Raw genomic sequence first — 24,835 nt, 5'->3', positions numbered from 1 at the left:
TTTCTTATTCTTTGTTTTTATTATGGAGAATATCCGCAATCTGTTTGTAAAATTTGTCTGAATCAAATTTTACGAGGTAGCCCTCAGCTCCCACCGCCTGACCTCTTATATCACTGAACGCGTCCGAAATGGAAGAGCTGAACACCAGAGGGATTTCCTTAAACCTTCCGTCCGCGTGAATTTTGGCCGCCATGTGATATCCGTCCATTTTAGGCATTTCAACGTCGCTTAAAATAAGTCTGAGTCTGTTTTTAAGGTTTTCCCCGTAAATGGAGTACAGTTCTTCAAGTTTCTGAAGACCCTCTTCCCCGTTCGTGGCTTCGACCACCTCAAAGCCCATTTTTTCAAGCGCTTCCCTTTCTATTCTTCTGGCGGTTACGCTGTCGTCAACCAAAAGCACCATTCCCGAAAATTTTTCTATATCTTCCAGATCGGCTTCAAGGTTCGCTTCAAAAAGCCCCATCTCCTCCACAATGCTTTCAAGATCCAAAATAAGAAGAATTTCCCCGTTTTCTATTCTCGTAATCCCGGTTATTTTACTTCTGTCAAGTTTGCCGTGCCCCACTCCGAACTGTGCGGGCTCTATATCCGCCCAGCTGATACGTCTTATTCTTTTTGCGTCATGAACGATAAAACCTATCAAAATATTGTTAAATTCCGTAATAATCACCCTTTTTTTTATGGGAGCCTCGTTTTCGTCCGGTATTTCTATACCCATCCATTTCGCAAGATCCACAACCGGCACGACGACCCCCCTCAAATCGAAAATCCCCTCTATATAATCTTCACTGCCCGGAAGTTCGGTAAGCTCGGGCATTTTTATAATTTCTCTCACCTTGGCGACGTTTATACCGTATACCCCTTCATAAACACCCCCGTCGGGCAGTTTTTTATAAAGTCTGAAATCCACGAGTTCAAGCTCATTGGAACCGACTTTAAGAGTTTTATCGTCCATCATATCGAATTTCCTTTAATATGGGGTTATTGTCTAATTGTATTAAAATAAACTTTCCTCCGCAAACAAATGCCGGCAAATTTACATACGTCCTGTCAGAAAAATGTAATATTCTGTTTTGATGATAATGTCCTTCAATAATTATATCAAAATCGATTTTTTTCAGTTTTTCTTTAATTTTTTCTTCAAAATTTTCTATTTTTTCACAGCTTATACGCTTTTTTAAAATCTTTTTAAACAGCCAGGCGGAAACAAAGTTAAAACTCAGCAGATGAAAAACCTTTTCCAAAAAAACATTTCTTACAACACTGACATACAGTTTATAACTTTTATCACTGTCCGTCAAATCCCCGTGCGTTAAAAAAACGTTTTTCTTTTTATCAACAAACGCGTCGGCAAAAACGACCCCCGGAAAAATTTTTTCTATGTTAAAATCGTGGTTTCCCGGCGTATAGTAAACTTCCGTTTTTTCAGAAAGCCGATTTATAAGCTCTATTGCCTCTTCATTGTAAGAAAGCAGGTATTTAAAAGGCAGCAGAAGATGAAAGATGTCTCCGAGAAAAAAGACCTGGGGCGGAGGGTTTTTTATCCATTTACGTAATACTTCCAAAAACCCTTCATCCCCTTTTTTGTAATGCACGTCCGCAATTACCGCAGCGCCCTCTTTTAATTTTACGTTTTCAATTCTCAACTCTCAGTTCCTAAGGAACGTATGCGATTTTAGGCAGCCCGAGCCCTTCATCGAATCCGAACATCAGATTGGCGTTCGCCACTGCCTGGGAAGAGGCACCCCTTAAAAGGTTGTCGATTACGGTGTTTATAAAAAGCATATTTTGGTTTTTTGCGGCAAAAATATCGCAGTAATGGGTACCGGCAACGTTTTTGATTTCAACGGGCTTTTCCGAAATTCTTACAAAATTTTCGTTCCCGTACGTGTTTTTTAATATCTCAAGCGGTTCTACGTCTTTTTTCAGCTTTGCGTATATGCTTATGAGCATTCCCCGCGTTATGGGAAGAAGCTGCGGCACAAAAGTTACATCAAGCCCCGTTTTTTCCTTTATTTCCACCGAATGTCTGTGCTTTATCGGATTGTATGCAAAAAAGTTTTCATTATCCTTCACAAAATGGGTGGTTGCGCTCAATTTTTTCCCCGCACCGCTCACCCCGCTTTTGGCGTCCACAAACACACCGTTTTCAATATATTCCAAAAACGGGTAAAGTCCCAAAACGGTGGCCGTCGGATAACATCCGGGGTTTGCCACGAGAGTTGATTTTTTAATATACTCCCTGAAAATTTCAGGCAGCCCGTAAACCGAATTTTCAAGGTTCGCGGGATCCGTATGGGGGCAGTAAAAATCTTCGTAATTTTTCCGATTAAGCCTGTAATCGGCCGAAAAATCCACTATTTTCGTTTTTCCGTACAGCTCCTTAACAAACGCCATGGCCGTTTTATGAGGCACGGCTAAAAAAACAAGGTCGTACTTTGCAATCTCTTTAACATCCGACTTTTGTATCTCACACTCAAACACGCCTCTTAAAGACGGATAAACATATTCAATCCTCTCACCGCCTTCGCTTCCGAAAAGCGCGCTTATTTCAAAATACGGATGGTTCAAAAGAATTTTGACAAGCTCAAGCCCCGTGTATCCGCTCGCCCCTACAATCGCCACTTTTATCATCTCAATCCTTCATTTTTCATTACAACATTTTACATTATTTTCCTGTGCTTCCGAACCCGCCTGCTCCCCTGTCCGTTTCACCGAGTTCCTCCGCTTCAACAATTTCCGCCTGAATTACCGGTGCGATTACCGCCTGGGCTATTCTTTCTCCCTTTTTAATTTCAAACGGCTCTTTCCCGTGATTGATTAAAAGCACTTTTATCTCTCCCCTGTAATCGCTGTCAATCGTTCCGGGTGTGTTTAACACGGTTATTCCGTGTTTGTACGCAAGCCCGCTTCTCGGTCTTATCTGTACTTCGTAGCCAAATTCTATCTCAAACGCCAATCCGGTGCCTATCAGTTTTCTCTCCCCCGGGTTAATTACAACATTATCAGCAGAATGAAGATCAAACCCCGCCGCTTCCTTAGTTTGATAAGCGGGAATCTGTGCATTGTCAGATAATCTTTTTATCTTTAATTTCATTTACCATTCTCCATTTTCAATTTTACATTATGAAAAGCATATGTCTTCAAAACAGATTTTGTCAATTTCGTAAACTTTTACACCTCCCGGCAGATTCACCTCAACCTCGTCCCCGACTTCTTTTCCTATCAAAGCTTTAGCAAGAGGCGAGTGATATGAAATAAGCCCTTTTTGCGGATCCGCTTCGGGTGCCCCCACAATAGTGTACTTTTCTTCTTCGTCGGTATCCACGTCAACAAGATAAACGGTGCTTCCGAACGCAACCCTGTTGTGTGCGTGTTCGCTCGGATCAACCACCACGGCCCTGCTTAAAATGTCGCTGAGTTCCGCTATTCTTCTTTCTATATGCACCTGCTTTTCCTTCGCCGCGTGATATTCGGCGTTTTCTTTCAAATCCCCAAGCTCCCTCGCGCTGTCTATCTCTTTTGCCACTTCAGGTCTTGCTTTTGTTTTTAAATATTCAAGTTCTTTACTTAATTTTTCATATCCGTGTTTCGTCATAGGTTCTTTATGCATTATTATCCTTTATATCGTATATTTTTTGATAATTATATCGAATTTTTTATCGGTGTAAGTGTGTGATTATATCTACTCAACAGTTCCGCCACATTTTCGGCGCTGCCGTGTTTTAATATTTTCCTCAGTCGGTCCGATTTTTCCCTGAAGTCCTCAAGAGTGCCGTTTTTAAACTCTCTTATCAAATCCCCGATGTCAAAATCCTGAAGATATTCTTTATGAAACTCCCCCAACTCCTCTTTTTCAAAAATAATGTTGGCCAAACCGACATAATTTAACTTAACGAACATTTTAGCTATTATATACTCAATTTCCCTCGCCTTATACATCAAAACGAAAGGCGTGCCCATAACCGCCGCCTCAAGCGTGGCCGTCCCGCTGCATATATAAGCGAAATCGCTTTTTAAAAGAGCCTCATGCGTATCGAACACAATTTCAAAACCGCTTAGATTGCCGTAAATTTCATCTGTTTTATTTTTGTAAATTTCAGGAACGACCAAAAGTTTATTACCCGGAAGGTGTTTTATAAGCTCCCTGAAAACGGGCATAAGATTTTTAATTTCGCTTTTACGGCTTCCGGGCAGAAATGCTATGTTTCCGTAAAGTTTATCGTCTCTGAAATTTTTGATTTCATCTAAAAGCGGGTTGCCTACATATACGCCGTCGGTCCATATTTCACGCTCAAACGGAAAAATATACGCTTTTTTATCCACGTACCTGTTTACGTCTTTTATCCTTCCTTTTTTCCATGCCCAGACTTTAGGTAATATATAATAAATTATTTCGATATTCGGATTAACTTCTTTAATTTTTTTGGCAAGTCTTAAATTAAAAGAAGGTGCATCAATAAGAAGCACTTTGTCACACTCTTTGCTGAGATTTGCAAGGTCGTTTATGGCTTTTTTGGCAAGTTTAATTTTAGGCAGCACATCCAAAAACCCCATTACATTAAACTCATTACCGTCAATTAAAGGCTCACCTAAACACTTATCAAAAATACCGGTAAATCTCCATTCTCCATTCTCAATTCTCAATTCATTCAAAACCTGTTTCAAATGCAGATTCGCGCTCGGCTCAAGTGCGCTTACAAGCAGCTTATTCAAATTCGACCTCGTTTTGACGGATTATTTTTTTGGGTTTTTCATTTTTTTCTTTAGATCTTGATTTTTCGTTTTTCACTTTTAATCGTTTACTTTTTCTTTCAACCACTTTCCCTTCAACAAAACAGCATCCGAAATTCGTCTGCATACACATATCAAACCTCCTTAAGGGCGTTTTTGTCGGCATACAGCAAAAACGCCCTCGTTTTTTTGTTTTTAAGTTTTTTTACCACGTTTTTGTAAGATTTCACCTGTTCGAAATAAACGCTTTCATCTTCCGGTTTTTTGGATTTGTAATCCACTATTATTATCTCTTCGTCGTTTTCAATCATTAAATCCATTATACCCTCTTCGCCGTTATATACGAAAGGAATTTCCTTAAATCTCTTCCCTTCAAATTTTTTTAAAAGTTTTCTCGCCCTTTCGTATATTTCATAAGCGGTCTTTACATCGGTATAAATACCGTACCTGTTAAGAACGGCATGAAAATTTTCAATCTCAAAAGCGTAATGAAGCGCTAAACCGAAATAAATGGCCTCATAGTCGTTGGGTTTGTATTGTGTGTTTCTTTTGACCTCCTGCAAACCGTAATGTTTAGGCCGCAAAGAAAACCTTTCGGTTTTTTTCCGCTCTTTAAGAGTTTTGTCGGCTTCAAAAACGCCTGTTTTTTCAGGTTTAAGTGGAGTGACAAAAGAAGATTTCTCCTTTTTCAAAATAAAAAGCGAATTAACGGCTCTCGTAAAAGCCACATATTCGACGTTTCTTTTATCTCTCAGTTCAAGAACCCTTTCTTTTTCTTTTATCCTCGCATAACTTTCATCGAGTATTTCCCTTCCGGCGATATTGTATTTGATATCTTTAAGCTCTATACCCTCGTAATTAAATATCAGATTGCTGCTTCTGCTGTTATCCCGCCCCAGCTTTTCCATTACGATCACGTTTTCAAATTCAAGCCCTTTGCTTTTATGCACCGTCATAACGGTTATTCCGTCAAATTCGCTCAAAGGAAGTTCGTCTTCAAACCCGTCTATTTCCGCCACAAAATCGTACAAATCCTTATATTTTAAAGAATGTTCGAGCAGTTTAAGGGAGGATTCGTCCGTCAGTTCGTATTTAAACATCAAATCCCTGATCATTTCAGCCGGTTTTTTAACCGGCACGTAAAAAGGCTCGGGAGTATAAGCCCTGCCTATGACGGTTAGGAAATTGAGCTTGTAAATTTCAGCCCTTTTCCCTTCAAGCATATAATACGTGTATTTGAGTATGTCTATAAGGGCTTTTGCAAAAGGCTGGTTTTTAACTTTAGCCCTTGTAGCGGTTACCACCTCTTTGCCGAACTTTTCCTTTATAAAATCTGCGACTTTTAAAATATCGTCGTTCGTATATACGAGTATTGCGATATCTTTGTCTTTCACTCCCTTTTCAAACATAAATTTAAGCGTGTTTTCAAGCCCTTCAAGCAGATCACCCTCTTTTACCTCCACATATCCGCCTTCTTTATCGGACTCCTGTCTAAGGTTAAAAAGAGAGTTTACAAAATCCACTATCACCTTTTTCGAGCGGTAGTTTTTAGGAAGCTCTTTTTGCACCATCCCGAACGGCCTCAGCTGCTCGTAAACATAGTCGAAAAGCTCGCTGCTGCCGCCTCTAAAACGGTAAATGGCCTGTTTCGTGTCCCCTACATAAAAAAAGCTTTTGAAATTTTTCACACCCTCTCCCGATTTTATTTCGTCCACAAGGGGTTCGAATATTTTCCACTGCGTAACCGAAGTGTCCTGAAACTCGTCTATTAAAATATGTTCAATCCTTGAATCAAGCCTGAAATACAAAAAATCCCTGTTCAGTTCATCTTCAACAAGCAGCTCATACACCTTGTGTTCGATATCCTTAAAATCAAGATAGTTTTCCTTTTGTTTTATCAGCCGTTTTATGTTTTTATATTTTTCATACAGTGAAAAAAGAGAGCCGAGCACAAATTTTTCTTTTAAAACCAAAAGTTTTTTCACAAGCCCGATAAGCCTTTCAAATTCGCCGTCCATCCATTCTTCATAGCATTTTTTAAACCCCCTCACCTTAGCAAGCGTCCCGTTTTCCAAAAATGACGGGATTGTTTTGACTTTGAGCATATCAAAAGGGTCTTTTTTAAAAAAATTATTTATCTGCGCACACCCTTCAGTAGCTAAAATAAACTTCGATTTTATCTCTTCAATCTCTTTTAAAAGATCTTTAATTCTCCATTCTCCATTCTCCATTTTCCATTCAGAGAGTTCTTTTTCCTTTTCATACAGCATTTCGAAAAGTTCCGCTATGCTTTTTGACTTTTTGTTTTCTATTTTGGCAAATTCTATTAAAGAGGCAAACTCTCGCGCGTTTAATTCTTCAATAAAAAGCTCGAAAATATTTTCAAGAGTGTCGCTTTTTATGTCAAAATCACTCTCAACCCCCACATAATATCCGAATTTACGCAGAATTTTCTGAATAAACGCGTCTATTGTGGTTATGTGTATGTCGCTTGTGAGAAACTCTTTTAATACGAACTCCCTTTTTTTTAAAATTTCCTCTTTTTTAAGCCCGGAGGTTTCGCTAAGTATGTCTAACAGTTTCTCGTCTTTTTTTAAAAGATCCAAAAACCTGATAACCCTCTCTTTCATTTCGTTCGCCGCCTTATTCGTAAACGTTACGGCAAGAACGGAGCTCGGGCTTACACCCCTGAACAGCAGGGAGAGATATCTAAGTGCCAGCGAAAACGTTTTTCCGCTTCCGGCTGATGCTTTTAGTGATAGAAGTCTTTGCATTATGCGGCCTTTAACAGAATTTCTTTAATTTTCCCCCTGCCTCCGGCTTTGGAGTTCACTAACCTGTTGACATTTACAAAATTTATTTCATACTTTTTATATAAATTTTTTATATACTCCGTATCGGAATTGCTTTCAAGGACATAAACTCCCTTTTGAGAAAGTTTTTCAAACACCTCGTAAAGCCTTCTCTGTTCTTCTTCCAAAAACCCACCGTCGGTGTATGACGTAAAATTCGACGTTTTATTAAGAGGGTAATAAGGCGGGTCGAAATATACGAAATCGCCTTTTTCGGCATAATTCAATACTTCTGAAAAATCGGACGCTTTCACCGTTGCGTTTTTCAGAGCCCCGCTTGCGCTTAGTATCGCTTCCTCATCACATATTTTAGGATTTTTGTACCTGCCGATAGGCACGTTAAAATATCCTTTTTTATTTACCCTGTAAAGACCGTTGAAACAGGTTTTGTTCAGATAAATAAACCTCGCGGCCCTTAAAACCGGATCAAAGTTTTTAAAATTTTCTTTTCTGTCCGTTTCACGTATTTCGTAATAAAATTCCTTTGAATGTTTATTTTCAAATTCTTTTAATTTTTCTATCAACCCGAAAGGATTTGATTTGACTACTTTATAAGCGTTTACAAGTTCTTCGTTTTTATCAAAAAGATATACCTTTTTATTTTTTAAAAGCCCGAGGTTATACAGTTCGAAAAAAAGAGCCCCGCCGCCTACAAACGGTTCAAAATAATTATTAAATTTTTTAGGAACATAAGGCAAAATTTGGGACAACACTCCCCTTTTACCGCCTACCCATTTTATAAACGGTTTCGCTGATGTTTTATTACCGCTCAATTAAATCCTTTTTTATATAATTTTATCTAAAATGTTACAATTTTAAAAAAGGTACGGAATGAAAAAAGCGTTCAATTATTTTTTAAAAGGCGTATTCGCCCTTCTTCCTTTGGTTTTAACCGTCTGGGTGGTAAGCTACGTTGCTGGTTTGCTGCTGAAATTCATTCATCTATTTTACGCAAAAATAAACTATCCCGTCTATCCGTCCGTTTTATTAGCCGTTACCGTTTTACTGATTACATACATCGGCTACATTATCACCAAAAAACAAAAAAGCATTATTTTATACATTACCGAAAACATTTTTTCAAAAGTTCCTTTTATCAAAAACATATACAAATTTTTCAAAGAGTTGATGAATATGTTTTCAAACGACAAAAATTATCTCGGGGTGGTAGAAATTATGTTTGCAAATTACAAAACCTACGCCTTTTTGACAAAAGAGGAAAAAGAAAGATTCATCGCATTCGTACCCACAGCCCCCAACCCGACTTCGGGATATGTCATACTGCTTGACAAAGACAAAGAAGTCAAAGGCGAAATAACGTCTCTCGGAGAATGGAAAAGAGTCGATACGGATGTAAAAGAGGCTCTTGGTAAAATAATTTCCCTCGGAATCAAATAATGTTTAAAAAACTGATACAAAAAACAGCCTCTCTCACCCCGGGGGAAGAATTCAGACGGCTCTACCACGGACGGGGTGAAAACGAGTTTAAATTTCTAACGATTGACAGTATAGATAAAATACTCTTCATACAGTTTTACGAAAAAAACGAATACGAACACACTATTTTGGATCTTTTCAAAAAGTTTATCAAAACCTCAAGACACGAAACCATAATAGTAAAAAGAAGATACAACAACGAAACGTTCGCACTCAGAGGTGAAATTCCGCAGGAATATTTTGCAATTGAAAACGGCATAAAATTCAAACTTAATTTCTTTAACCAAAACATAGGCTATTTCGGAGATATGAAAAACTCAAGAAGCTATGTAGAATCAATTTCCAAAAACAAAACGGTTCTTAATCTGTTCGCCTATACGTGCGGATTTTCACTGTTTGCAAGAAGAGGAGGCGCCGAATATGTAGCAAACGTGGATATGAGCAAATCGGTCCTTGCCACGGGAATGGCAAATCACCGGATAAACGGACTTGATATTAAAAACATATCGTTTTTGCCTTATAACATTTTAAAAGCGTTTGTGAAACTGCAAAAAAAAGCACCTTACGATATCATAATAATAGATCCGCCTACACATCAAAAAGGAAGTTTCATAGCATCAAAAGATTACATCAAAATCATAAAAAAACTCCCCTCTCTTTCACATCAAAACACTATCCTTTTGGCATGTATCAATTCACCGAAATTTTCAAAAGAGGAGCTGAGGGAAATGATTGAATCAAACACCTCTTTTACTTTTAAAAAAGTGATTGAAAACCCTCAGGAGTATCCCAACTCCTCCCTCCACAGCCTGGTTTTTAATTAATTATTTCATACTGCACGCGCTAGGCGTACCGTTTACCCCGTAAATAGGCTGGATCATTTCGTTTCCTGAGAGATCTTCGGCAAGTACATAATCTATAAATTCTATAACCTCCCTTGCGGCTTTGGCGAATCTTTTTGCGCTTTCGCTATCGGGTCTGTTTACGAGAATAGGTCTTCCGGCATCCCCGCCTTCCCTGATTTCAGGCTCAATAGGAATCTGGGCGAGAACTTTAGTTTCATATTCTTTTGCCAAAGTGGCGGCCGCGCCTTTTCCGAAAATATCATATTCGACACCGCAGTTAGGACATATAAATCCGCTCATATTTTCAATCACCCCGGCTATCGGAATATGAAGCTGCTTGAACATATCAAAACTTCTTTTCGCATCATCCACCGCAACAGTCTGGGGAGTGGTTACGGCAACACCTGCGGTTACGGGAACCTGCTGTGCCATAGTCATCTGCGCATCACCCGTTCCCGGAGGCATATCGATAACAAGAATGTCAAGTTCTCCCCATTCCACGTCTTCCATAAACTGCTGAAGCGCTTTTACAAGCATAGCGCCCCTCCACATAAGCGCCTTACCTTCGGGAAGCAGGTTTGCCATTGAAATGAACTTCACACCGTAATTTTCAAAAGGTTTTACCTTATTGCCCACCACTTCAGGTTTTCTGTCCTGCATTCCGAGCATTCGCGCAACATTCGGACCGTAAATGTCACCGTCAAGAATACCCACTTTTTTGCCCTCTTTACTCAGTGCAAGAGCGAGGTTGACAGCGGTTGTGGTTTTACCCACTCCCCCTTTACCGGAAGAAACCATTACGAAACTTTTTACGCCCGGCATTTTATTAACGCCTCTGCTTGATGTCTCTCTCGGTTTTTTTGGTCTTATTATGTTTACGCTTGCTTCAATCCCTTCGGCTCTTAAGGTATCGATTGTGGCGTCGTTGAGTTTTTGTGCCACCTCGTCGTCCGTTGAAGGGATCTGGTATGTAATAATCGCCTGTTTTCCGTCTTCGCTTACTTCAATCTCTTTTACAAATCCGAAATCCGCCACGGATTTTTTAAATCCGGGGTAAATTACCTTTTTGAGCATCTCTTTAATTTTGTCTTTCACTCTGACTCCTTAAGTTAAATTTTTTTACTTTATATTACTTTTTTCCGTTTTTGTCAATAACCTATATCAATTACCGGCCTCGGCTTTCATCTTTTTTTCGGCTTCTTTTTTAAACTCGTCCCAGTCGAAATTTTCCATGGCGTCCTGGGTTACTTTATATGAGCAGAATTTAGGTCCGCACATAGAGCAGAATTCCGCTTCTTTAAACACCTCCTGAGGAAGCGTTTCGTCGTGGTATTCTTTCGCCTTTTCAGGATCAAGTGCGAGTTCGAACTGTCTTTTCCAGTCGAATCTGTATCTTGCGTCACTCATTTCGTCGTCTTTATCCCTTGCACCCGGAATTTTTCTGGCAATATCGGCGGAATGCGCCGCAATTTTGTATGCAAGCATACCTTCTCGCACATCCTCTTCGTTCGGAAGACCGAGATGTTCTTTCGGTGTTACGTAACAGAGCATACTAACTCCGTACCATGCGGCCATTGCGGCGCCTATAGCGCTTCCTATATGGTCGTATCCGGCACCGATATCAAGCACGAGAGGACCAAGTACGTAAAACGGCGCTTCATGACAGTAAATCTGTTCGAGTCTTACGTTTCTTTCTATTTCATTAATGGGAATATGCCCAGGACCTTCTATCATTACCTGAACGTCTTTATCCCATGCCCTGAGGGTAAGTTCTCCTAAAATTTTCAGCTCTTCAAGCTGTGCTTTGTCGCTTGCGTCATACAGACACCCGGGTCTGAGGCTGTCCCCGAGTGAAAGCGATACGTCGTATTCTTTACAAATATCCAAAATATCGTCAAAAATCGTATAAAAAGGGTTTTCCTTGTGGTGTTTTAGCATCCAGCTTGCCGTAAGACTCCCTCCGCGGCTTACTATTCCCATTTTCCTTTTTGCAATAAGAGGCATGTGTCTTAACAAAAGACCCGCATGAATCGTAAAATAACTGACCCCCTGCTTAGCCTGTTTTTCAAGAACTCTTAAAATATCGTCGTATGTAAGTTCAAGCACATCGCCTATTTCATCTATTATCTGATACATAGGAACCGTTCCGATAGGCACGGGGCTTGCCGCAATGATAGCCTCGCGGATTTCATCCATGTTTTTTGCCCCGGCACTTAAGTCCATCACCGTATCGGCGCCGTATTTTACGGAAGTCTGAAGTTTTCTAACCTCCTCTTCGATATCGCTCGCAAGTGCGCTCGCCCCTATGTTCGAATTTACTTTTGTTCTGCTCATCCTTCCTATCGCCATAGGCTTTAAATGTTTATGGTTGATATTTGCGGGTATTATGAGCCTGCCCCTAGCCACTTCGCTTCTTACAAGTTCGGCATCGAGGTTTTCTGCCTTTGCCACATACTCCATCTCCTCGGTGATTACACCCTTTTTGGCATAATACATCTGGGTTCTTGTTTTGTCTTTTATTCTTTTTTCAATCCACTCACTCCTCATTTATGTCCTTTAAGATATATTTGCTCGGAATTTACCCAAAAAACCTTAAAATCAGCTTAAAACTTTACCTAAAACAGCAAAATTGCAAACCCGGCCGATCCGGTAACTTCCATTTTTAAATCTTTCCGTTTTTAGGTACTGACTAAATACACTCAACAAGCGTGCAAATTTTTTAACACTTCGAAAAAGCTAAAAAGTGCAAACGCAAGCGCCCTTCGGGTTAAGTGCACTTTTTTTAACGCTTTTTCTCCGTTAAAATTTGCAATTGTTTCACTTTATTTAGTCAGTACTATATTTTAAAGTATAAAAAGTATAATTTAAAATTAAAAAAAATTATTTTACTTATAATATTAACGGTGACAGACACCTGCAAATTCAATAAAAAAAACAAAGGGGGATTAAACTCCCGCTTCTTCCCTTCTTTGCAGATATTCCCAGTAAGCATCCACGTTTTTCTGCCACTCTTCAATAATCCATTTGTTTTCGGGTTTGAATAGATGGCTGAATCTTCCCTGTCTTCCGAGATATTCCTCAATAGGAATTTTGTTTTTAGGTCTGTATGTAATTGTAAGCTTATGTCCGTCTTCAATTTCATACAATGGAAATGCACAAGTTTCAACCGCCAAATCGGCAATTTCAACCGTTTCTTCCGGTTTAAATTTCCACTCGGTCGTACAAGGGCTCAGGGCATTAATAAATGTAGGTCCTACGGTTGAAAGGGCTTTTGCCGCTTTTTGAGCCAAATCTTTCCAATGCTTGGTTCCCGGAATTGCAGTAGCCACGTAAGGACACCCGTGTGCCGCCATAATCATCGTCAAATCTTTTTTTCTCTGTTTTTCACCGTAACTCACCCTACCTCTCGGGGTTGTAGACGTATGCGCACCTATCGGGGTCGCACTACTTCTCTGTCCGCCCGTGTTTGCATAGTTTTCGTTATCAAGGCACACATACAGAAAATCATGACCTCTTTCGACGGCACCTGAAAGAGACTGGAACCCGATGTCGTAAGTACCTCCGTCACCTCCGAAGGCTACGAATTTAACTTTTCTGTCTTCATTGTAAAGTCTGTTTTTCCTGCTGAGCGCACTGTACATAGCTTCCGCACCGGCAATAGCGGCAGCCGCGTTTTCAAATCCTATATGAATCCAGGAAACGTCCCATGACGTATAAGGGTAAATCGAAGTACAAACCTCAAGACATCCGGTTGCTGTCGATATCGCCAAATCATCGTCGGTGGCGTTTACCACTTCCCTAACTATCATAGAATGGGCGCATCCCGGACATAATCTGTGACCACCTTGAAACCTGTCAGGAGTACATGCGAATTCTTTTAAATTACCTATATTTTTCATAAAAAACTCCTTAATTAAATGATAACTTCGGACCTCTAAGGTTTACAAAACCTTGTAAGTCGGTTACTCTTTTTCCAGCTTCTGCGTTTTTGTTCGTATCTTTAATAACTTCTAAGAAATGCTCGACAGTTGTGTCTCTTCCACCTAAACCGTAAATATAGTTTGTCATAATCGCACTCTGTCCGTTAGCCGCAAGCGCTCCCGCAACTTCATTGTAAAGAGCGCCGGTCGTTCCCATAGGGGCACTTCTGTCAAGTGCTGCAACAGCTTTAACGTTTGCAAGTTTTTTAGCTATTTCGTTATATGGAAACGGTCTGAATACTCTTGGCATAAGTAAACCGACCTTAATACCTTCTTTTCTTGCCTCGTCAACCGCAAGCATGGCCGTTTCATATCCGCTTCCCATAAGAACCAACGCAATATCGGCATCTTCAAGTCTGTAATCTTCAACCAAATTATATTTTCTGCCGCTTAATTTTTCAAATTCAGCAAAAACCTCTTCTATCACAGGGAACGAATCCATTAACGCTTTATGCTGGTTGGCTTTATGTTCGAAATGCCACTCTTCTTCCGTCTGTGCACCGTACGTTACGGGGTTTTTCGTATCAAGCATTGGATTTAACGCTTTATATGCGCCTATGAATTTCTCGGCGTCTTCATCCTGAAGCGGCTCGACAACCTGAGCGGTATGCGATACCAAAAATCCGTCCTGGTTGGTAGTTACCGGTAGTCTGACTCTTTCATCTTCGGCGATTTTAAATGCGCATAATGTCAAATCGTACGCTTCTTGAGGGTTATTTGCAATCAGATGAATCCATCCCGCATCCCTTCCAAGGTATAAGTCACTGTGATCGCCGTGAATGTTAAGAGGAGATGCTAATGCTCTGTTTACCACCGTCATAACGATAGGAAGTCTCATACCGCTTGCCTGATATAAAACCTCCACCATTAAAGCGTAACCCTGAGAAGAAGTCGCGGTAGCAACTCTACCTCCGGCAGCAGCCGCACCAACACACGCGCTCATTGCCGAATGTTCGGATTCAACCATTACAAATTCACCGTCTACGTATCCGTCAGCCAAAAACTGGGCGTAATTTTGAACGATAGGGGTTGAGGGCGTAATAGGATATGCGGCAACAACATCCACCTGCGCTTGTCTTAAGGCGTGAGCCGCCGCCATATTTCCGTCCCAAACTTCCTTTGATTTTAATTCATATTTTTGTGCCATTATTAATCCTTTTATTTGTCTTCTTTTTTAGGCCACTGATTTAAAGCCTCTTCGTTGTCAATCTGTTCAGGGAACATTAAAAGCGATTTGATGGGTGTAGGACACACGTCAACACATACACCGCAGCCTTTACATAAATTATAGTTTATTCCCACGATTTTCGCCTGTTTTTTTCCTCTTTTGTTTACAACTTCCTCCACTTCAAAACAGCTGTCCGGACACGCCACCCAGCAAAAATCACAGTCAATGCAGAGTTCTCTGTTATATACCGGTTTTTCAACCCTCCAGTCAGCCACTTTATAATTATATGAATGAAATCTGCTTCTTATTTTTTTTTCTGGATCTTCAAACGACGGAAGAACCGCACCGAACTGAATTTTATCCCAAGTCGTTAACATTTCTTTAGGTGTTGCCATAATTTCTCCTTAATTTACTTCTTCATAAGCTCTTCTGATAGCTCTTAGGTTTCCGTCAATAATCTTTTGCGGGAATTTTGAAAGAATATCTTCGATGGAAACCAGGAAATCCTCAAAAGGTAATATTTGCGAAATTTTAATAAAAGCACCGAGCATCGGAGTGTTTGGAATCGCTCTTCCTATTTCTTCCTGAGAGATTTTAATTGCGTCGATAACATATAGCTTTTTTCCGTCAAGATGTTTTGCGATTTTTACAAGTTCATCTTTAGGCAAGTGAGATGTAACTATAAATATAGTGTCATCGGTGGTGTTATCTACTATTTCCTCCTGATAAACAAGCGAAGGGTCTATTACCAATACATAATCGGGCGCCATCCATTTGGAATGATCAAGTATGGGTTTGTCGTCTATTTTATCATACGCCGTCATTGGCGCACCTCTTTTTTCGGCACCGTAAACCGAATAAGCCTGTACGAATTTTCCAGTCCTTGCCATTACATCCGCAAGTGCTTTAGCACCTGTTACTGCCCCTTGTCCTGCGCGAGAGTGCCATCTGATTTGTAACATATTTATCCTTTTTTTGTCATATTTTATCGAAATTTTACTTAAAGTAGTATTAATATAGCATAAATTTCGTCCTAAATTAATCCGAATCGGCCTATTTTTCTCTTTTTACGGAAAATGTTACTTTTAGTAATAAAAAATTTTTCCACCTCCTAAGTAAAAAATATGAAAAAATAGCGCTATTTTCAAAAAAAGATGTATAATATTGTTTCAGTTAACAACCAAAACGTCAAAGGCCGTAGATGAACATATTAATTGCGGGCGCCGGAAAAGTGGGCTACAATATAGCAAAGGCGCTTTCACACAAACACAACGTCGTAATAATAGACAAAAACGAAAAAGCTCTTGAAATGTTAAAAGAAACCCTCGACGTGCTGACGATATGTGCGGATTTGAGAGATTCGAGGGCATATATGGGATTGGAGAAAAAGTTCGACTTTTTCATAGCCGTTACGAACAACGACGAAATAAACCTTATTTCCACAATAGTTACGGAAAACATACTCGATATCGAAAATACGATAGTCAGACTTACAAACACCTCTTATATCTCGACCAATTTTCAGAAACTCAATATAAACAGACTGATTTTTCCTTATAAATTATCCGCCACGGCCGTCGCCAAACTTATAGAATTTCCCAAAGCCAACAATATAAAAGAATTTCCATTTAACGATTTTATTCTGGCGTCGTTAAATGTCAAAAATCCGGAAATAGACAAGGTATCGGCAATAAACTCGGACGATATTATCGTAATCGGCGCCCAAAGGGGGGAAGAATTCATATTTTTGGACGAAGACGATTTTATTGAAGAAGAGGATTTGCTGTATATTTTCGGGGAAAAAGAAAAATTAAAAGAAATAATAAACAAACTCGACACCGTTTCGCCCGAACACATCCAAAACGTTTTAATCTACGGGGCAAACCCGCTGGGCATAGAAATAGCAAAAATCCTAACGGCTTTCAGCTTAAACGTAAAACTCCTCGAAAAAGACGAAGAGCTCGCCACCAGAGCGGCCGAGCTTCTCGGAGAAGACGCCATGGTTATAAATTCCTCCTATGAAGACGAAGAGATGATAATAAACGAGGGACTGCACTATTCCGATATCGCGATTGCGGCTTCACTTAAAGACGAAAGCAACATTATAAAATCCCTCCAGGCGAAAAAACTCGGAATAAAAAAAATAATTACGATAAACAACAACCTGAACTACTATTCCCTTATGCATTCGCTGAAACTTTCAACTATAAGAGGACCTAAAATCGCCGCTTATTATGAAATTTTAGAAGAAATAGATTCGAGGCTTCTGATATACGAAAGGTTTTTTTTGGGGGCGAAAGGCAAAATTTTCATAAAACAGGTTTTTCAGCCCAAAAAAGTCAATCCGCCCAAAGAAAACTCAAAAACGATTATACTCAGAAACGACAGAATTATAAAAATTAAAAACAAAACGGAGCTTTTGCCAAACGACATTGTTTTGGAATTCAACTTTTCAGGAAACAGAAAATGGATAGAGTCACTGTAAAAAACATACTTAAATTCCTATCAATCGTAGGTTTGATGACGGAATTTTTTTTCTTAATACCCATTGTTACAGGCGTGATTTACGATGAAGACGTAACTTCTTTCATCATTTATTCCGCGGCTGCGACAACAGTGTTTTTTTTAATACTTCTATGGCTCAAAAACCACCGTATGAAAATGAAAATAAAAGACGCCATATTAAGCGTAAACCTTGTATGGGTTATGCTGGGTGTTCTCGGAGCCATTCCCCTGATGCTCGAAACAAACATTACGTTTATAGACGGTTTTTTTGAAGCCGCAAGCGGTTTTACTACAACCGGGGCAACCATTTATTCGGATATTACGGACCTTTCAAAAAACATACTGATGTTAAGAAGCACCATGCACTGGATCGGGGGTATGGGAATTATCGTTTTGGGTGTCGGTTTACTTTCGTTAATAAACCCGACGGGCTCGCTGGCGCTTTTTAAAGGGGAATCAACCGGAATAACCCCTGATAAAATCACTCCTAAAATAAAACACACCGCCCTTAAACTGTGGGGAATTTACTTTACAATCACCTTTATTGACGCTTTTTTGTTAAAAATAGAGGGCATGGGGTTTTTTGATGCGATAAATCACGCCTTTGCAACCATATCCACCGGCGGATTCTCCACAAGAAGCGAGTCTTTGGGATACTGGTCGAACAACCCGTGGATTTTGTGGACCACAACCTTTTTTATGTTTATTTCCGGTATAAACTTTATAGCGCATATTAAATTTTTAAAAAAAGACTACAGCGGATACAAAAGCGAAGAGGTGGTATGGTTTTCAGTTATATTCTTCGTATTGTCCGTAGGCGTAAGCCTGATACATTATTTCAATTCCGAAGATTCACTGTTTTACACCCTCACTCACGGATTTTTTACAATTAGTTCGATTCTGACAACCACAGGATTTGCAACCGTTGACTACTCCGGGTGGGGACAGGCCGCTATCGCATTAATCTTTATAGCTATGTTAATAGGAGGAAACGCGGGAAGCACGGCCGGGGGGATTAAGGTTATAAGGTTTGTGGTGATGTTTAAAAACCTGAAGTACCAGATAAAAAAAATACTTTTTCCAAACGCCATAATTTCTGTTAAAGTAGATAGAAAAACAATTCCGCAACAAATAATAAATAATGTAAGCGCTTTTATATTTCTATATATTTTAACGGTCACATCAATCGCACTTTATCTCTTTGCAAACGGATACGACACACTGACATCTCTTAGCGCATCGATAGCCTGTGTAGGCAACATAGGTCCGGGATTCGGACATGTGGGGCCTGTGGATAATTTCGCATTTTTTACGCAGACCCAGAAACTCATTCTTGCAATAGGAATGATTATAGGAAGACTCGAGTTTTTTACGGTTTTGATACTTCTCAGTAAGGATTTTTGGAAAAAATTTTAAACTCTACGTTTTTCTCCGCTTTTTATTATGTACGCCACCGCTTCGTATGCGTTTTCTTTTATTATTTCGGCACATTTTCTCATCGAATGCAAATCCTCATACTCCCATTTCACCCCTATATAATTAACACCGGCCTCTTTTGCGCTTACCATATCAAGACACGTATCGCCTATCATCCATACGGCGTCTTTAACGGCATCCATCAGATGAACGGCTTTTAACACAGGCTCCGGGTGAGGTTTAGGGTTTTGAACGTGTTCTCTTCCGATTAACACTTCGAAATATTTCATTATTCCGAAATGTTCGAGAAGTTCTTTTGAATACTCTCCGGTTTTTGTCGTAACAATTCCGAGTTTCGCATATTTCGCCGCCTCAAGCACCGCCTCTTTTGCAAAAGGAAGCAAAACCGTCTTTTCTTTTGAAATTTTTCTGTAATGGTTTTTATAAACCTTAACATAACCCCACACCTCGGTTTCATCAACTCCGAGTTTTGCAAACATAACATCCAGCGGAAGCCCTATCAGTTTTTTTATTTTTCCGTTTTCTGGAGGAATCCTGCCGAAATGTTTAAAAGAAACACTAAACCCCTCCAAAATAGCCTCGGTGGAATCTATAAGAGTACCGTCTAAATCAAAAAGTATCGTTTTCATCAGACAATTCCGAGATGAAATTTTAAAGGTTCGGAAATATATTTGGCATACATTTCCGCGAATACCAAATCTTTATCGTTAAAATCGCCGTTTTTATTAATAAACTCCACCACTCCTATAAGTTTTCCGGCAGTGTCTATAATCGGAGCCGCCAGTATGTTTTTGGTATTGTATGCGGTTTTTAAATCTATTTCCCTGGCAAAATGGACATCCTTATAAGCGTCGTTTGTCATATACGCTTTTTTCTCCGCCGCAACAAACCCCACAATCCCTTTTTTTAAAGGCATTTCGAATTTTTCCGTATAATCGGCCCTTAACGTCCAGAGCCTGTCGTTTTCCTTTATAAATATGGAAACCCTGTCAACGTCGATAAGCTCTTTTACCAAATCGGCACTTTTGTGAATGGCTTCGTAAATATCCTTTGCGTTAAGCACAAGCTCGAAAAGCTCCTCTAACTTATGAAGCTGAAACTTATCCATAATTTCTCCTTAAAAATTCTGCAACCTCCCTTTTAATCAAAAACACATCATCCACACTCCCCATTTGTATATCACCGAATTTTTTAACGCTTTTTAAAATAATTCCGCTTATATCGGTAAAACCTATTTCATCTTTTATAAACCTCTTGGTAACATACTCGTTCGCCGTATTCACCACAACACCCAAATCCGGGTTTTCAAGAAGCGGATCTTTTATCTCCCACACCGGATATTTCCGGCAGTCTATTTTCCTGAACTCAAGTTTACCGACTTCCAAAAGATTTACAGGTTCCAATATCCTATCGTTTACTTTTCCCGATACGGCAAAGGCAATGGGAAGTTTCATATCGGTTTTGGAAATATGGGCCGTCGTACTTCCGTCAACCCATTCCACAAGAGCGTGAATAATCGATTTCGTTTCTATAAAAGCGTCGATATCCGAAGTGTTAAAAAGCCATTTCGCTTCAAGAAGCTCAAAAAGCTTATTTACCATCGTGGCCGAATCGATTGTTATTTTAACCCCCATAGACCAGTTTGGGTGGTTTAACACATCTTTAAGCCCGGCGTTTTGTATATTTTTAACATCCCAATCCCTTAACGCTCCCCCACTTGCCGTTATATATAATTTATTAAACCCACATTTTCCATTTTCCATTTTCCATTTTCCATTTAACAGATACCAAAGCCCGAAATGTTCGCTGTCAATCGGCGTAATTTTGCTCGTATCTATAAATTTACCGGCATTGACGAGAGATTCTTTGTTCGCAAGAGCTATTTTTTTACCGCACTCCTGCGCTTTCAATGTAGGTTTAAGCCCCGCATCGCCTACAAGGGCGTTTACAACAAGGGAGCTTTTTGATTTTTCTATAATTTCAAGTATTGCCTCTTCGCCGTATTTTACATTTTCAAAATCGATTTTTAAAGCGGTTTTTTTGTCTTTTACCGCCACAAATTCGGGATTAAATTTTTTAATCTGCTCATTTAAGAGTTTATAATTGTTGCCTGCCACCAAGGCTTCTATTTTAATATTATATTTTTTCGCTATTTCAAGGGTGTTGACCCCTATGCTTCCGGTTGAACCTAAAACAACCAATTATATCCCCGTCAGTGCGAACATTACGGGGGCGGCAAACAGATATCCGTCTATTCTGTCAAGCACTCCGCCGTGTCCCGGTAAAATATTTCCGCTGTCTTTAACCCCCGCTCTTCTTTTTAAATAACTCTCGAACAGATCGCCGAACACGCTTGAAACGCTTACCGTTAAAGAAATGAAAAAAGCGCTCCAGAAATGCATAAAATAAAGCCCGACAAACGCCCCTATAACCGTCGCACCCGCAACTCCCCCTATAACCCCTTCCCACGATTTGTTCGGGGATGTTTTGCAAAAACCGGTCGGAATAAATTTTCTTGCGAAATTTTTGCCCGTAAAATAGGCCAGTGAGTCGGTAAGAGCCACTATTACGATAAGCCATCCGATAATACCCATACCCTGTTTAACATATAACGCATATAAAACCATTACGGGAACCAAAGGATAAACAACCGGTGATATTACGTTTAGATCCTTTTGATAATAAGCGATATAAGAGGCGCTTACAATAACACCGAAAACCAAAGCGGTAAAAGGATTTACAATCAATGAAAGCACGACACTCGCAATAGCGATATAAAATATCTCTTTGTCTTTTGTATTAAAAAGTTTTTCGGCTTCCGTATATCCCGCAATCGCAACAGCGCCTGTCAAAACCCCCGTTAAAAATCTGTTGTCAATTACACCAACAAGCAATAATACGGCTATTAACACAACCGAAGTTATAATACGCTCTTTCATTATATTCCTTTTTTCTAATTATAATATATAAAACGGTTAAACCGTGAGGTAAAGTCACAACCTCACGACTTATTTACTTATTCACGCCCTTAAATCGATATGTCTGCTTTCCCTTTCAATTTCTTCTTTAGAATCGTCCTCGGCAAGAATTTTTTCACTCTCCTCAACGGGACGGACTTCTTTTACTTTCAGCTCTTTTTCTTCGTTTATTATTTTTTGCGTTTCTTTGCTTATCTGCTCCCTCGCAACATTATCCGCCGCCATTGCCGAAGCCACATGCATATTCTGATTTATTAGCGTTACCTGCCCTATTAAGCTCATAATTTTACCTTTATCGTGCTGTATTTCCCATACTCCACATTCGCCCCGTCTTTTACCTTTACAAACTTTCTTTTAGTATAATCGACTTCTCCTTCGTTTTTTTTAGAAAAAGCCACGGCGAGTTTGGCAGCCTCTTCTATTACGTTTTGAGGAATTGAAAGCCTGTTGTTTTTTATTATGACGTGAGAGCCGGGATAATGTTTAATATGCAGCCACATATCGTTCGCGTTTGCGCTTTTTAAAAGTTTAATATTTCCTTTTTCGTTTTTACCCACAAGGATTTTATAATCGTCTATAAAAAACTCGGCCACATTTTCATCAACGCTTTTTTCTTTTTTAGGGGGTTTGTAATAATTAAGGCTTCCCAAATCCTCCGTTTTTTCGATAAGTCTTTTATAATTTTCCAAAAACTCGAGCTGTGAATTCAGATGCCCCTTTTCAATATGCAAGTTTTCAGCTTTTCTTCTGTATTTTTTGGCAAGATTGTAAAAGTAATTGCCCACTTCGTTTACGTTTTTAAGTTCCGGCAGGGGAATTGTGATTTCGTTTCCTTCGAAATCATACGTTTTAAGCTCTTTGCTGTACGGTTTTATCTGATACAGGTTTGCCATTGCGATATCGGCGTATTTTTTATAAAGTTCGGCTTTTTTTATAAGTTTTTCTTCATCGTCGAGTTTTGAGAGTTTTTTTCGAATCTCTTTTATTTTTTTGCTTATTCTGTTTATTATCGCTTCTTTTTTCTGTCTGAGACGGTTTTGGTATTTCTTTTTAAACAGATCTTTGGTATATTCTTCAAGGTTTTCGATTTCGAACTCTTTTTCCTTTATCTCAAAAGGTGGAAGCTCCTCAAGTTTCATTCCCGGCTTTACAACCCTTGAAGACTGGCTTTCGCTTATATGCCGCAAAGACTCTATAACAGTGTCGTTTTCATCAAGTATAACGGCGTTTGTATACCTCCCCGTAAATTCAAACCTTATCTTTACCCTCTCTTCTTTAAAACGGTTTTGGTTTTTTACGGTTATCGTGAGAATTCTCTCTTTTGCCTCAGCGTTTACAATTTCGGCTTTTGTAAACTTTTTTTCAAGTACAATGTCAAAAGGCGCCTGAAACTTGCGTGAAAGCGGATAGTCGATGTTTATGTATATATCACCGCTGCCTTTTGTCAGGTCGAAATAGTACTTATCTTTGTCAAACTGCATTAATATCAGGTTTTCATCAACCCTTAAAGCCCTCTTGACATATTTGTGTTTTTTTAATTTTTCGGCAATCTTTTTTAAAACAAACGCTTTCATATCCCTCTTTTCACTTTACATTTTTCATTAAAACATTTTCCATTTTTAATCATCCGCACCTGAATCCGTATTTGGCAAGTTCTATGAACTTTCTTACTTTTCTTTTGTCTTTTTTCCCGGGCGCACTCTCAACCCCGCTGCTCACATCCACCCCGTAAAACCCGAATCTTCCGACTTCAAAAACGTTTTCGGGTGAAAGTCCGCCTGCAAGGATAATATCCGAATTATCCCTTCCCTCAAACCATTCAAGCGCCACTCGTTTACCGCTTCCCCCGTATTCGGGCACGTAAGCGTCCACTATTTTATATTCTCCCGCAAACCTTTCGATATCGTTTCTTTCTTTTGCCCGTATCACTTTTATGTGTTTACAGGCAAGCTCTTTATAAAACCCTTCATCCGTTTCGAAATGTATCTGGGCAAGGTCGGCTTTCGTATAAGCCATCACCTCGTTTACATACCCGGCGTCGACATTTACAAAAAGCACCGTTTTGGTTACAAAAGGCGGGAGTTTTTCTATTAGTGTTTTTATCTCCTCCGGCTTAATAAAACGGGGGGATTTCGGATACGTTACAAACCCGAGGGCGTCGGCACCCGCATCGCACGCCGTTTTGGCGTCTTCGTAGTTCGTAATCCCGCAGATTTTTACCTTCATACCCTCAGACTTTCTATGGCTTTTTTGTAATCCCCGCTTCCGAACACATAACTTCCGGCAACTAAGATATCGGCTCCCGCTTCTTTTAAAAGAGGGGCGTTTTTATCATTCACCCCGCCGTCGATTTCTATTAATAAAGAAGGGTTTTTCCTCTCGGCAAGTTCCCTGAGTTCTTTTATTTTATCAAGCACGCTTTCAATAAACTTCTGCCCGCCGAATCCCGGGTTTACACTCATTAAAAGCACCATATCCACATCTGCGACGATATATTCAAGCAGGCTAACGGAAGTCGCGGGATTGAGTACCACAGCAGGTCTTATGCCTTCGTTTCTTATTTTCTGAATCACCCTGTTTATATGCTTTTCCTCTTCTATATGAAAAGAGATAAATTCTGGTTTCAAATCTTTATAAAGATCTATAAAAAACGGTATGTTTTCAACCATAAAATGAATATCAAGCGGTTTGTCCGACGCCTCGGCAACCGCTTTTACAATCATAGGTCCCATCGTCATATTAGGTACAAAATGCCCGTCCATCACATCCACATGTATAAGATCCGCACCCGCATCGCACACTTTTTTTACATCCTCGGCCAAACTGCCGAAATCGGCACTTAAAATACTCGGAGCTATTTTCATTTTATTCCTTTTACCTGGTTTCTTCCGCCGTTTTT

General features: G+C 39.6%; 27 protein-coding genes. 4 read left to right on the top strand and 23 right to left on the bottom strand.

Features of this window, described 5'->3' with window-relative positions; translation table 11 throughout:
- Nucleotides 1-4: 4 nt before the first annotated feature.
- From ACXJIE_RS03285 to ACXJIE_RS03245, 9 genes are read right to left on the bottom strand one after another with little or no spacing between them, the layout of a single operon-like run.
- Nucleotides 5-958, bottom strand: a complete 954-nt coding sequence (locus ACXJIE_RS03285; protein WP_456479553.1) for a chemotaxis protein — start codon at nt 956-958, stop codon at nt 5-7.
- The gene (locus tag ACXJIE_RS03280; RefSeq protein ID WP_456479552.1) at nt 945-1,646 is read right to left on the bottom strand and encodes a UDP-2,3-diacylglucosamine diphosphatase; all 702 of its coding nucleotides are present in this window, start codon (nt 1,644-1,646) and stop codon (nt 945-947) included. The genes ACXJIE_RS03285 and ACXJIE_RS03280 overlap by 14 nt, the downstream gene beginning before the upstream one ends.
- A 10-nt stretch (nt 1,647-1,656) precedes the next feature.
- A complete protein-coding gene (gene argC / locus ACXJIE_RS03275; protein ID WP_456479551.1) occupies nt 1,657-2,634 on the bottom strand; it encodes an N-acetyl-gamma-glutamyl-phosphate reductase in 978 nt (325 codons plus the stop codon).
- A 34-nt stretch (nt 2,635-2,668) separates the two neighbouring features.
- Nucleotides 2,669-3,097 carry a dUTP diphosphatase gene (gene dut, locus ACXJIE_RS03270; RefSeq protein ID WP_456479550.1) on the bottom strand — a complete coding sequence of 143 codons (429 nt, stop codon included), beginning with the start codon at nt 3,095-3,097 and terminating at the stop codon, nt 2,669-2,671.
- A 27-nt stretch (nt 3,098-3,124) separates the two neighbouring features.
- The gene (gene greA, locus ACXJIE_RS03265) at nt 3,125-3,613 is read right to left on the bottom strand and encodes a transcription elongation factor GreA (RefSeq protein WP_456479549.1); all 489 of its coding nucleotides are present in this window, start codon (nt 3,611-3,613) and stop codon (nt 3,125-3,127) included.
- Between the two features lie 32 nt (nt 3,614-3,645).
- Entirely contained in the window at nt 3,646-4,716 is a 1,071-nt protein-coding gene (lpxB, locus tag ACXJIE_RS03260) for a lipid-A-disaccharide synthase (protein WP_456479548.1), read from the bottom strand.
- Nucleotides 4,709-4,867 (bottom strand): lipid-A-disaccharide synthase, encoded by a 159-nt coding sequence (locus tag ACXJIE_RS03255; protein WP_456479547.1) that lies wholly within the window; start codon nt 4,865-4,867, stop codon nt 4,709-4,711. Before ACXJIE_RS03255 ends, lpxB begins: the two co-directional genes overlap by 8 nt.
- 1 nt (nt 4,868) lies before the next feature.
- On the bottom strand, nt 4,869-7,508 hold the full coding sequence (locus tag ACXJIE_RS03250) for a RecB-like helicase (protein ID WP_456479546.1): 2,640 nt from the start codon (nt 7,506-7,508) through the stop codon (nt 4,869-4,871).
- Nucleotides 7,508-8,359: a DNA adenine methylase gene (locus ACXJIE_RS03245; protein ID WP_456479545.1), complete on the bottom strand. Its 852-nt coding sequence runs from the start codon at nt 8,357-8,359 to the stop codon at nt 7,508-7,510. The genes ACXJIE_RS03250 and ACXJIE_RS03245 overlap by 1 nt, the downstream gene beginning before the upstream one ends.
- 58 nt (nt 8,360-8,417) lie before the next feature.
- Here ACXJIE_RS03245 and ACXJIE_RS03240 point away from each other — a divergent pair, with 58 nt between their 5' ends.
- Together ACXJIE_RS03240 and ACXJIE_RS03235 are read left to right on the top strand one after the other, a co-directional pair.
- Nucleotides 8,418-8,984 (top strand): DUF502 domain-containing protein, encoded by a 567-nt coding sequence (locus ACXJIE_RS03240; protein ID WP_456479544.1) that lies wholly within the window; start codon nt 8,418-8,420, stop codon nt 8,982-8,984.
- Nucleotides 8,984-9,847 (top strand): class I SAM-dependent methyltransferase, encoded by an 864-nt coding sequence (locus ACXJIE_RS03235; RefSeq protein ID WP_456479543.1) that lies wholly within the window; start codon nt 8,984-8,986, stop codon nt 9,845-9,847. Before ACXJIE_RS03240 ends, ACXJIE_RS03235 begins: the two co-directional genes overlap by 1 nt.
- Here the strand turns inward: ACXJIE_RS03235 and ACXJIE_RS03230 are convergent, their stop codons facing one another.
- The 6 genes from ACXJIE_RS03230 to ACXJIE_RS03205 all read right to left on the bottom strand — a co-directional run bounded on the left by ACXJIE_RS03230 (nt 9,848) and on the right by ACXJIE_RS03205 (nt 15,978).
- Nucleotides 9,848-10,963, bottom strand: coding sequence for an Mrp/NBP35 family ATP-binding protein (locus ACXJIE_RS03230; protein WP_456479542.1), 1,116 nt, complete (start codon nt 10,961-10,963; stop codon nt 9,848-9,850).
- A 66-nt stretch (nt 10,964-11,029) separates the two neighbouring features.
- A complete protein-coding gene (thiC, locus tag ACXJIE_RS03225) occupies nt 11,030-12,415 on the bottom strand; it encodes a phosphomethylpyrimidine synthase ThiC (protein ID WP_456479541.1) in 1,386 nt (461 codons plus the stop codon).
- Between the two features lie 398 nt (nt 12,416-12,813).
- On the bottom strand, nt 12,814-13,767 hold the full coding sequence (locus ACXJIE_RS03220) for a thiamine pyrophosphate-dependent enzyme (protein ID WP_456479540.1): 954 nt from the start codon (nt 13,765-13,767) through the stop codon (nt 12,814-12,816).
- A 10-nt stretch (nt 13,768-13,777) separates the two neighbouring features.
- On the bottom strand, nt 13,778-14,995 hold the full coding sequence (locus ACXJIE_RS03215) for a 2-oxoacid:ferredoxin oxidoreductase subunit alpha (protein ID WP_456479539.1): 1,218 nt from the start codon (nt 14,993-14,995) through the stop codon (nt 13,778-13,780).
- A gap of 11 nt (nt 14,996-15,006) precedes the next feature.
- On the bottom strand, nt 15,007-15,411 hold the full coding sequence (locus tag ACXJIE_RS03210; protein ID WP_456479538.1) for a 4Fe-4S dicluster domain-containing protein: 405 nt from the start codon (nt 15,409-15,411) through the stop codon (nt 15,007-15,009).
- 9 nt (nt 15,412-15,420) lie between these two features.
- Nucleotides 15,421-15,978 carry a pyruvate flavodoxin oxidoreductase subunit gamma gene (locus ACXJIE_RS03205; protein ID WP_456479537.1) on the bottom strand — a complete coding sequence of 186 codons (558 nt, stop codon included), beginning with the start codon at nt 15,976-15,978 and terminating at the stop codon, nt 15,421-15,423.
- Nucleotides 15,979-16,217: 239 nt separating this feature from the next.
- Here ACXJIE_RS03205 and ACXJIE_RS03200 point away from each other — a divergent pair, with 239 nt between their 5' ends.
- Together ACXJIE_RS03200 and ACXJIE_RS03195 are read left to right on the top strand one after the other, a co-directional pair.
- Nucleotides 16,218-17,501: an NAD-binding protein gene (locus ACXJIE_RS03200; protein ID WP_456479536.1), complete on the top strand. Its 1,284-nt coding sequence runs from the start codon at nt 16,218-16,220 to the stop codon at nt 17,499-17,501.
- Nucleotides 17,483-18,937, top strand: a complete 1,455-nt coding sequence (locus tag ACXJIE_RS03195) for a TrkH family potassium uptake protein (RefSeq protein WP_456479535.1) — start codon at nt 17,483-17,485, stop codon at nt 18,935-18,937. Before ACXJIE_RS03200 ends, ACXJIE_RS03195 begins: the two co-directional genes overlap by 19 nt.
- Here the strand turns inward: ACXJIE_RS03195 and ACXJIE_RS03190 are convergent.
- The 8 genes from ACXJIE_RS03190 to rpe all read right to left on the bottom strand — a co-directional run bounded on the left by ACXJIE_RS03190 (nt 18,934) and on the right by rpe (nt 24,800).
- Entirely contained in the window at nt 18,934-19,587 is a 654-nt protein-coding gene (locus ACXJIE_RS03190) for an HAD family hydrolase (protein WP_456479534.1), read from the bottom strand. The genes ACXJIE_RS03195 and ACXJIE_RS03190 overlap by 4 nt on opposite strands.
- Entirely contained in the window at nt 19,587-20,066 is a 480-nt protein-coding gene (locus tag ACXJIE_RS03185) for a GAF domain-containing protein (RefSeq protein ID WP_456479533.1), read from the bottom strand. Before ACXJIE_RS03185 ends, ACXJIE_RS03190 begins: the two co-directional genes overlap by 1 nt.
- The gene (gene dxr / locus ACXJIE_RS03180; protein ID WP_456479532.1) at nt 20,059-21,159 is read right to left on the bottom strand and encodes a 1-deoxy-D-xylulose-5-phosphate reductoisomerase; all 1,101 of its coding nucleotides are present in this window, start codon (nt 21,157-21,159) and stop codon (nt 20,059-20,061) included. The genes ACXJIE_RS03185 and dxr overlap by 8 nt, the downstream gene beginning before the upstream one ends.
- On the bottom strand, nt 21,160-21,897 hold the full coding sequence (locus ACXJIE_RS03175) for a phosphatidate cytidylyltransferase (protein ID WP_456479531.1): 738 nt from the start codon (nt 21,895-21,897) through the stop codon (nt 21,160-21,162).
- An 81-nt stretch (nt 21,898-21,978) separates the two neighbouring features.
- Complete coding sequence (locus tag ACXJIE_RS03170; protein ID WP_456479530.1) at nt 21,979-22,218, bottom strand: hypothetical protein; 240 nt, start codon at nt 22,216-22,218, stop codon at nt 21,979-21,981.
- Nucleotides 22,215-23,510, bottom strand: a complete 1,296-nt coding sequence (locus tag ACXJIE_RS03165) for an NFACT RNA binding domain-containing protein (protein ID WP_456479529.1) — start codon at nt 23,508-23,510, stop codon at nt 22,215-22,217. The genes ACXJIE_RS03170 and ACXJIE_RS03165 overlap by 4 nt, the downstream gene beginning before the upstream one ends.
- A 49-nt stretch (nt 23,511-23,559) precedes the next feature.
- A complete protein-coding gene (locus tag ACXJIE_RS03160) occupies nt 23,560-24,162 on the bottom strand; it encodes a phosphoribosylanthranilate isomerase (protein ID WP_456479528.1) in 603 nt (200 codons plus the stop codon).
- A complete protein-coding gene (gene rpe, locus ACXJIE_RS03155) occupies nt 24,159-24,800 on the bottom strand; it encodes a ribulose-phosphate 3-epimerase (RefSeq protein ID WP_456479527.1) in 642 nt (213 codons plus the stop codon). The genes ACXJIE_RS03160 and rpe overlap by 4 nt, the downstream gene beginning before the upstream one ends.
- Between the last annotated feature and the right edge of the window lie 35 nt (nt 24,801-24,835).

Source organism: Nautilia sp. (assembly GCF_053994455.1).
This window is presented reverse-complemented; position numbering and strand designations above follow the sequence as displayed.